Origin of the sequence: Allostella sp., assembly GCF_041913585.1 — a bacterium.
In the GTDB taxonomy this organism is placed as follows: domain Bacteria; phylum Pseudomonadota; class Alphaproteobacteria; order ATCC43930; family Allostellaceae; genus Allostella.
On the sequence record NZ_JAYSFE010000014.1, the window covers coordinates 43,644 to 52,568 of the forward strand.

The 8,925-nt window shown below is 72.2% G+C and carries 4 protein-coding genes and 1 pseudogene; 2 read left to right on the forward strand and 3 right to left on the reverse strand.

Going from position 1 to position 8,925, the window contains the following annotated elements; translation table 11 throughout:
* Positions 1–4: 4 nt before the first annotated feature.
* Positions 5–712, forward strand: a complete 708-nt coding sequence (locus ACE3Q3_RS04635; RefSeq protein ID WP_374442582.1) for an alanyl-tRNA editing protein — start codon at positions 5–7, stop codon at positions 710–712.
* A 23-nt stretch (positions 713–735) separates the two neighbouring features.
* Positions 736–1,602 carry a 3-mercaptopyruvate sulfurtransferase gene (sseA, locus tag ACE3Q3_RS04640; protein WP_374442584.1) on the forward strand — a complete coding sequence of 289 codons (867 nt, stop codon included), beginning with the start codon at positions 736–738 and terminating at the stop codon, positions 1,600–1,602.
* 39 nt (positions 1,603–1,641) lie between these two features.
* Here sseA and ACE3Q3_RS04645 read toward each other — a convergent pair whose 3' ends face one another.
* From ACE3Q3_RS04645 to ACE3Q3_RS04655, 3 genes and pseudogenes are all read right to left on the reverse strand, one after another.
* The gene (locus ACE3Q3_RS04645; RefSeq protein WP_374442588.1) at positions 1,642–5,898 is read right to left on the reverse strand and encodes a choice-of-anchor I family protein; all 4,257 of its coding nucleotides are present in this window, start codon (positions 5,896–5,898) and stop codon (positions 1,642–1,644) included.
* A 140-nt stretch (positions 5,899–6,038) separates the two neighbouring features.
* A complete protein-coding gene (locus tag ACE3Q3_RS04650) occupies positions 6,039–8,576 on the reverse strand; it encodes a 5'-nucleotidase C-terminal domain-containing protein (protein WP_374442591.1) in 2,538 nt (845 codons plus the stop codon).
* A gap of 124 nt (positions 8,577–8,700) precedes the next feature.
* Positions 8,701–8,925, reverse strand: a pseudogene (locus ACE3Q3_RS04655) (amino acid ABC transporter ATP-binding protein); the annotation flags it as partial.

An 8,925-nucleotide genomic window follows, 5' to 3' on the forward strand; every position in this document is an offset into this window, starting at 1 on the left:
GACCATGACCGAAGCCGTCTTCCGCGACGACGCCTATCTCCGCGAATGCGCCGCCAACGTGCTGTCGGCCGATGCCCGCGGCATCGTCCTCGACCGCACCGTCTTCTACCCGACGGGCGGCGGCCAGCCGGGCGATACCGGCGAGATCCGCCTCGCCGACGGCGGCCGCGTCGCCATCGTCGACACGGTGAAGGGCGAAGGGCCGGACCAGATCCTCCATATCCCGGCCCCCGGCAGCGCCCTGCCCGAGGCGGGCGCGGCCGTCGTCGCCGCGATCGACTGGGAACGCCGCCACCGCCACATGCGCATGCACACCTGCATGCACCTCCTCTGCGCGGTCGTCCCCGGGGCGGTCACCGGCGGCCAGGTCGGGGCCGAGCGCTCGCGGCTCGATTTCGACGTCCCGGGCGAGGCGCTCGACAAGGGCGTCCTGACCGAGAAGCTGAACGCGCTGATCGCGGCCGACCACCCGGTCGAGCCGCGCTGGATCACCGACGCGGAGATGGCCGAACGGCCGGAACTCGTGCGCACCATGTCGGTCAAGCCGCCCGCCGGCCACGGCCGGGTGCGGCTCCTCGACATCGCCGGCGTCGACCTCCAGCCCTGTGGCGGGACCCATGTCCGCCGCACCGGCGAGATCGGGCGGGTCGAGGTCGCCAAGATCGAGAACAAGGGGCGGCAGAACCGCCGCGTCGTCATCGCCTTCGCCTGATCCGGAAGCCAGGAAACGTCCCCATGCAATATGCCAATCCCGATGCGCTGGTCTCGACCGAGTGGCTGGCCCGGAACCTGGACGCGCCCGGCGTCCGGGTCCTCGACGGCAGCTACTTCCTGCCCAACCTGAAGCGCGATGCCGCCGCCGAGTACGCGGCCAGGCACATCCCCGGCGCCGTCTTCTTCGACGTCGACGCCGTCGCCGACCACAATTCGCCGCTGCCGCACATGCTGCCGTCGGCGGACGCCTTCGCCCGCGCCATGGGCGAGCGCGGCATCGCCAACGCCGACCATGTCGTCGTCTACGACGCGTTGGGCCTCGTCAGCGCCGCGCGCGTCTGGTGGACCCTGCGCATCTTCGGCCACGCCAAGGTCTCGGTCCTCGACGGCGGCCTGCCGAAGTGGCAGGCCGAGGGGCGGCCGGTCGAGGCGGGCGTGGTGCGGCCGGCGGCCACCACCTACGTCGCGAGCTTCGATCCGGCGCGGGTGCGCCACAAGGAGCAGATCCGCGCCAACATCGCCGCCGGCTTCGAGCAGGTGGTGGACGCGCGCGCCGCCGAGCGCTGGCGCGGCGAGGCGGCGGAAGTCTGGCCCGGCCGCCGCCAGGGGCGCATTCCAGAGAGCCTGAACGTGCCCTATCCCGACCTGCTCGACCCCAAGGACAAGACCTACCTGCCGGCCGACCGGCTGAAGGCGGTGTTCGAGGGCGCCGGCGTCGACCTCGACCGGCCCGTCGTCACGAGCTGCGGATCGGGGATCACGGCGGCGATCCTCTATCTCGGCCTGCATCTCCTGGGGAAGAAGGACCTCGCCCTCTATGACGGGTCCTGGGCCGAGTGGGGCCTGCCCGGCGACACCCCGGTCGCGACCGGCCCGGCCGGCAAGTAGCGCGGCACGGGCGGGGGCCCTGCCCCCGCCCGCCCGCCCTCAGGCGAACAGCACCAGGTCGGCGATCGACGGCTGCACCTGGGCGACCGCGAGGCCGTCCAGTTCCAGCCGCTGGCCGTCGCTCAGGGTCAGCAGCGCGTCGCCGTCCGCCGCCGCGCCGAGCTGATAGGTCATCCCCGTCGCCAGCACGATCCGGTCCTGGGCGAGATCGAAGTCGGCGATCCGGTCGTAGCCGGGGTCGGCGACCTCCGAAATCCCGCCGAGGCCGGAGATGTCGTAGATCGTCGTGGTGCCGCTGATCTCGTTGGCGACCAGCAGCATCGCGCTGCCGGTCGGGCTGGCCGCCGCCGGGACGAACTGCACGACCTCCGGGCCGCTGTCGCCGGCGGCCGCGGTCTCGATGTCCTGGGTGAAGTCGCGGTTGTTGACGTACTGGACGAAGCGGGCGCCAGCCGGATCGGTGATGTCGTAGACCATGATGCCGCCGACCCGCTCCAGGCCGACGAAGGCGTAGGTCCGGTCGCCGACGACGCCGACGGCGACCGCCTCCGGCTCCGGTCCCTTGTTGTCGCTGCGATTGTCGAAATCGTTGCCGCCGTTGTCGGCGTTGAAGTTGTTGGGATAGGCGGCCGCGACGATGCGCTCGAACTGGTCGCCGCTGTCGAAGACGAGTTCGCCGTCGGCGTCGAAGATCGAGAAGCTGCGGCCGCCGAAGGTGACGATCTCGTCGAGATCGCCGTCGCCGTCCGTGTCGCCGTCGATCAGCGAGACGTTGAGGCGGCCGAGATTCTCGCTTTCGAGCAGGTCCGCCGCGTTCGGGAAGCGCGTCGGGTCGAGTTCGAGGTCGCCGAGCCGCTCCTCGTCGCTGCCGTCGCTGCGGGCATCGCCCTCGTTGGCAGTGACGATGTACGTCTGGCCGCCGACCTGGAAGCTGGCGATCGCGTCCGGCTCGTAGATGCCCTTGACCGGCCAGTTGCGGATGGCGACGGCACCGTCCCGGTCGGAGGCGTCGAAGCCCATGCCGGGCAGGCCGAAGTCCTTGTAGCCGAGCGGCAGGATCTCGGTGATGGTCCTGGTGGCGAGATCGACGACCGCGAAGGCGTTGGCCTCCTGGAGCGAGACATAGGCCGTGGTGCCGTCGGGCGTGACGGTGATGTATTCCGGCTCGAGATCGGTCGCCAGCGACTTGCCCGGGGTGACCCGGAGCCCGGCCGCCTCCAGCGCGTCGCGCTGGCCCTCGAAACCGCCGAAGCCGAGCGTGGTCACGGTCGCCGCGCCGACGCCGCCCGCGAGGTCGACGATGCTGATCGAGCCGGGCGGATCGATCTGGTCCGGTCCCGGATCGCCGACGCGCTCGCCCTCGTTGGCGACCAGCAGCCTGCTGCCGTCCGCCGTGAAGGTCAGCATGTCCGGCAGCACGCCCACCGTCGTCTGGCCCAGCACCCGGCCGTCGGTGTCGAAGAACGCCACGACGCCGGCCTGGCCGTCCTGGTTGCTGGCCACCGCCGCGGCGACGACGCCGTTCTTGACCGCGACGCTGTTGACGCTGCCGCCGAACGCGTCCAGCGGAATCGCGGTCACCAGCTTCGGGTGCGACGGATCGCCGAGGTCGAGGACATCGAGCGTGTTCGCCTCGGCGTTCGAGACGAAGAGACGCTTGGTGGCCGGATCGTAGGACAGGGTTTCGGCCGCGCCCTCGTCGAAGCCGCCGTGATCGTAGGTGCCGATCGCGGTGAGCTGGATCTGGTTGGTCGGGGCCGGCGGCAGCGCCTGGTAGACGAAGCGGTCCGCCCCGTCGCCGCCGGCGAGCCGGTCGTCGCCGCGGTCGCCCGCGAGCGTGTCCGCGCCGGCGCCGCCCTCCAGCGTGTCGTTGCCCTTGCCGCCCCACAGCCGGTCGTCGCCGTCGCCGCCGCGGACGAGGTCGTCGCCGAGATTGCCGTTGAGGAAGGGATCCGAACCGCTGCCGCCGTCCACCGCGTCGTCGCCCTGGCCCGCCAGGACATAGTCCGAACCCTCGCCGCCGAGCAGCAGGTCGCCGCCCTGGCCGCCGAACAGCAGGTCCATGCCGCCCAGGCCGACGACGGTGTCGGCGCCGAGGCCGCCGCTGACGGTGTCGGCGCCGTCGGTGCCGGTCAGCAGGTCGGAGCCGTCGGTGCCGGCGAGGTCGTAGGGACCGTCGAGCACGCTGTCGGCGCGGGCATTGAGGTTCTGGATGCGCAGGTCGCCTTCGGGACCCGTATCGACGATGTCGTAGGGCGTCTCGGAGTAGCGCTCGGCGACGTAGTCCGCCATCGCGTCCTGCTCGCTGCTGGAAGCGGCGAAGGTCGCGGCGCCGGCGTCGAGGTCGGCGGCGAGGTCGAGCACGCCGTTCCTGTTGAGGTCCTCGCCCGGGTCGAGCACGCCGTCGCGGTCGGCATCCTCGGACGCGAGGTCGACGCGGTCGGCGAACGCCGGATCGGCCTCGAGGAAGGTCTTGAACGGATAGCCGTCGCCGCCGTCGGCCATGAAGTTGAGGGTGACGAGGCGGACCGGCGCATCGGCGTTGCCGACCAGCTCGCCGCCCTGCACCAGCACGTCCGTCACCCGGCCGTCGGCGTCGGTCAGCGCCGCCGAGACGATGCGCTGGCCGGCCGGCAGGTCGGGGTCGTAGCTGTAGGCGATGCCGCTGACCTGCGCGAACTGGCCGGGCGTGGCGCCGGGCGCGACCGCGCGGACCGCATGCTCCAGCACCTCGACGAGCTGGGCGCGGGAGACCGTCAGCAGGGTCAGACCGTTGTTGAAGCGCAGCGCGTTCTCGATGTCGAGGCGGGAGATGTCGCCCTCCTCCTTGCCGGCCAGCGGGTTCGCCGCAGGCGGCAGTTCGTTGGTCTCGCCGAGGCCGATCTGCTCGACGACGCCGATCGGCTCGCGGATGCCGCCGCCGTTCTTGATGCTCACGGTCACGGTCGGGTCGACCTCCCGACCGCGGGCGAGGTTGGCGTCCGCCGTGAGGTTGCCGAGATTGGTCTCCTCGACCCGCACCTCGGTCCGGCGGCCGTCGAGGAAGACGTCGGTCCGGCCGAAGACGAGGCCGTCCTTGGCGACGATCACGCCTTCCGCACCCGACACCAGATCGGCGACGATGGCGCCCTTCGTGCCCTCGGCGAAGGCGGCCGCCTCGGAGCCCCAGAGCTCGGCGACGTTCTCGTCCGTCGTCGCGAAGGCACCGCTCTCCGCGGCATCGACGCTGCCGGGAAGCAGCCGGCCCTGCTCGTCGAAATCGACGACGAGGCGGCCGACATACTCGTAGTTGCTGTCGGTGTTGACGATGAGGAGCGGGTCGCCGTCGGCGTTCTGGGTCACGATCGGATAGGTGCCGGCCGGCGTGTCGCCCGGCTGCAGGCCGTTGGCGACGTCCTCGGCATCGGCGAGCAGCGTGTGCGAGCCGCCGGCGATGATGATGTCGACGCCCTTGAGCAGCGGGGCCAGCTGCTGCTCCAGGCCGAGCTGCTGCAGGTGCGACAGCAGGATGATCTTGTCGATGCCCTGGGCGATCAGCGCGTCGATGGTCGGCTGGATGACCTGCGCCAGCGCCTGCATGTCCTGGGTGCCGGCGCCCGGACCCTTGACGTCGGTGTCGCCGGTCGAGGAGATGCGCTCCAGTTCCGGGGTGGTGGCGCCGACGATGCCGATCTGCTCGCCGTTGACGGTGATGATGGTCGCGGGCGCGATCTTGCGGCCGTCGGTGGCGCCGTTGAGGTCGGTCAGCGCCGCCGCGAAGTCGGACGCCTCGCGGGTCAGGCTGGTGTAGATCGGCGCCAGGCTGGCGTCCTTGGAGAAATCGAGATTGGCGCTGAGATAGGGGAAGTCGACGCCGAGCCAGCGCACGTTCTGGGGCAGCGCCCCGCGGATGTCCTGGCCGATCGCCTCGCGCAGCGGGCTGGTGCCGAGGTCGAACTCGTGGTTGCCCAGCGCCGAGGCCTGAATGCCGATCGCGTTCAGGATCGCGATGTCGAGGCGGGCGCCGCCCTCGCGCAGGTCGGCGAAGGATTCGGCGACGCCGTCGCCGTTGAGGTCGGCGGGCAGGCCGTAGAGTTCGTTGTAGGCCGCCTGCAACTCGTCGCGGACCGACGGATCGCTGCCCGACGACAGGAACGGGCCCGGGATGAAGTTGTCGCCCGAGGACAGGATGAGGGTGTTGTCGTAGGTCTCCTCCAGCGCGTCGACGATCGCGGCGAAGTTGGGTGCCTTCTCGATCGCGGCGACGCCGGCCTCGAAATCCGAGGCATGGAGAATCTGCAGGGTGTAGTTGGCCATGACCGCCCCCGGTTGAATGGAAGGCCAACCGGTCCGCCCGGTCCGGTTGGCGAAGGACGGCCAGGGGTAGCCGCGGGGCGTAACGGCCCCGCTACGATCCGGCGAAGGATCGGAAACGGTTCGGTGTCGGTTCGGTTACGTCAGCTGGAGAAGAGCACGAGGTCGGCCACCGCCGGCCCCGGACTCCAGCCTTCCAGCAGCACGGCGCCGCCGCCGGACAGATCGAGCCGGAGGCCGTCGCCGACGGCGACGGCCCGCCATTCCATTCCGGGCGTCAGCACGATGCGGTCCTCGTCGGGATCGAAGTCGAGGATGCGGTCCTGCCCGTGCCCGGCCGCGAAGGCGAAGCGGTCGGCCCCGTCGCCACCGAAGAGGAGATCGTCGCCGCGGTCGCCGGACAGGGTGTCGGCGCCGGCACCGCCCTCCAGCGTGTCGCCGTCCTGGCCGCCGTGCAGCCGGTCGTCGCCCGTCCCGCCGAAGATGCGGTCGGTGCCGGCATTGCCGGCGAGCAGCCGGTCGTCGCCGGCCGCGCCGTCGATCACGTCGGCGAAATCGCCGCCCAGCACGAAATCGGCGCCGGCGCCGGCCTCCAGAATGTCGAAGCCGGCGCCGCCCAGCAGCAGGTCGTCGCCGGCGGCGCCGTCGATCGTGTCGTCGCCGCCGGCCCCCGCCAGGGTGTCCGCCGCCGGCCCGCCGGTCAGCGCGTCGCCGCCGGCCGAGCCCGCGAGATCGTGCGGCGCGTCGAACACGCCGTCCTGGCGTTCGTCGAGGTTCTGGACGCGCCCGTCCGCGGCCGCCTCCGTCTCGGCGGCGGCGAAGGGGGTCGCGGCGAAATTCACCGAGAGATGGGACGCGAGCGCCTGCTGCTCGCTCGCCATGCCGCCGGCGGCGGCGAGTTCCACCCGGTCGGCGAAGGCCGGGTCGGCCGCGACGAAGTCCGCCAGCGGGTAGCCGTCGCCACCATCGGCGAGGAAGGCGATGGTGACGACGCGCACCGGCAGGAGGGGATCGCCGACCAGCGCCCCGTCGCGCACCAGCACGTCGACGACCGTCCCCCCGTCGTCGAGGATGGCGGCGGACCGGATGCGCGCCCCCGCCGCGGCGTCGGGATCGAAGGCGAAGGCCATCCCGGCGACCTGCGGGAACGATCCGACGATGCCGCCCGGGTCGAGCGCGCCCAGCGCATGCTCCAGCGTCGCGACCAGCTGGGCGCGCGTCAGCGTCACCATCTGCAGCGGGTTGTCGAACGGCAGCACGCTCTCGACGTCGAGACGGGAAATCTCGCCGGCCGCCTTGCCGGAATCGGGGTTGGCCGCCGGCGGCAGGGTGATGAATCCGCCCCGGCCGTCCGGAACGACGCGGCCGATCGAGGCGCCGATCGCGCCGCCGTTCTTGAAGGCGACCATGACGGTGGGATCGACCGCACGCGCCGCCGCGAGATCGGCGTCGGTGACGAGGTCGCCCAGGTTCGTCTCCTCCGTCTCGGCCCGTCCGGGGCGGCCGTCGAGGAAGACGTCGGTCCGGCCGACGATCTCGCCGTCCTTGGTCGCGATTACCGCCCGGGCCGCATCGACGAGCGCGGCCACCTCGCCACCGGCCGTGCCCGCGCCGTAGGGATCGGCGTCACCCCACAGGGCCTGGACGACGGCATCGTCCGGCTGGAACTGTCGGGCGTCCTCGACCGACGTCACGCGGCCGGCCTCGTCGAAGGTGAGGGTGATGCGGCCGACCGTTTCCTGCGCGCCATCGGTGGCGACGACGAGGACCGGGTCGCCGTCGAGGCCGGCGAGCCGGATCGGATAGGCGTCCGGCGCGGGCGCAGTGGTGCCGCCGGCGACGATGACGTCGACGCCGGCGAGGAGCGGCGCCAGCGCCTCGGCCGCCGCCAGGTCGTCGAGATGGGCGAGGAGGACGATCTTGTCGATGTCCTGGGCGCACAGCCCGTCGATGACGGGCTGCAGCAGCGCCGCCAGCGCCGCGGCATCGGGCGTGTCGGCGACGGTGGTCGGCTCCGGCGAGGAGACGAGTTCCAGCAGCGGCGTGGTCACGCCGACGATGCCGACCCGCTCGCCGCCGACCGTGACGATCGTCGCCGCCGCGATGCGGGCCGCGTCGGCCGCGCCGTCCGGATCGTCGGCCGTGCCGGCGAAGGCGTCCGCCGGCAGGACCGCATTGGTGGTCAGGGGCGCCAGGTCCGGGTCGCGGCCGGTGTCGAGGTTGGCGGCGAGATAGGGGAAGGCCGTCCCCAGCCAGCGCACCCCGGCGAGGTCGCCATCGCCGACGTGCGGCGCGATGGCAGCGGCCAGCGCGCCGGTGCCGAGGTCGAACTCCTGGTTGCCGAGGGCGGACGCCTGGAGCCCGATGGCGTTGAGGATGGCGACGTCGATCCGCGCGGGGCCGGGGTCGAGGCCGGCCTGCCCCGCGCCCGCCCGCTCGCGGTGTTTGCGGGCGGGCCGCCCGCGCCGCGCGTTCCCCGCCGCCGCCCGGCCGGCGGCGCCCGGGGGGCCGCCGCCGGCCCGCAGCAGCGGCCCGGGAAGGAAGTTGCCGCCGGCGGAGACGACCAGCGCGTTGTCGTGCTGGCGGGCCAGCCCCTCGACCACGGCGGCCAGTCGCGGGATGCGGTCGAGCGTCCCGGCGTCGAGTTCGATGTCGCCGACATGGACGATCTGCAGCGTCAACCCGGCCATCCCCGCCCCCCCGGATATCCGTTTCGGGGACGGAATGTGGCACGGGCGCAGCCAGGCGTGCGACGAGAAAGGGCGGCCGGAGCCGCCCTTTCCGCGGGCGCCGCAAGCTGTCTCGTCAGTGACGCAGGATCTGGCTGAGGAAGAGCCGGGTGCGGTCGCTCTTGGGATCGTTGAAGAACTGCGACGGCGGCGCGGTCTCGACGATCTCGCCGAGGTCCATGAAGATCATGGTGTCGGCGACGGTGCGCGCGAACCCCATCTCGTGGGTGACGCAGACCATCGTCATGCCGTCCTCGGCGAGCTGGACCATGACGTCCAGCACCTCCTTGATCATCTCGGG